Annotated in this window: 1 protein-coding gene; it reads left to right on the forward strand. The window is 70.5% G+C overall.

From position 1 onward, the window contains the following. Positions 1 to 542 (forward strand): tetratricopeptide repeat protein (locus G6O68_RS32055; protein ID WP_165253841.1); only part of this gene is annotated, 542 nt, incomplete at both ends.

A 542-nucleotide genomic window follows, 5' to 3' on the forward strand; every position in this document is an offset into this window, starting at 1 on the left:
GGCCGGTTGGATCGGGCGGCGCCGCTGTACGAGGAGGCCCTCAGGCTCTTCAAGGCGAGGCAGGGCTCCAGCCACCCCGACACCTTGAACTGCATGAACAACCTGGCGGCCGCCTATCGAGCCTCGGGCGATGCCGAGCGATCGCTGGCGCTCCTCCGCGAAGCGGCGGCCCCGCTCGAGAAGATCGGGTTCGAAGCCCAGTACGCGGACCGGATCGTCCACAACCTGATCGGCACGATGGAACTCCTCGGCCGGCTCGACGAGGCCGAGTCCTGGCGGCGGAAATGGCTGGCGGCGGCGAAGGAGAGGTCCGGGGCCGACTCGATCCCTTACGCGGACGAGTCGCAGGCGCTGGGGATCCACCTCCTCCGGCGCGAGCGATGGAGCGACGCCGAGGCCGTCCTGCGCGAATCCCTCGCGGTTCGAGACGTCAGGGAGCCCGACGCCCCGGAGACGCACCGCAACCGGTCGCTGCTGGGACGTGCCTTGATGGGGCGGAAGGCGTACGCCGAGGCCGAGCCGGTCCTCGTCCAGGCCTACGA

The organism is Paludisphaera soli (assembly GCF_011064595.1).
Taxonomy (GTDB): Bacteria; Planctomycetota; Planctomycetia; order Isosphaerales; family Isosphaeraceae; genus Paludisphaera; species Paludisphaera soli.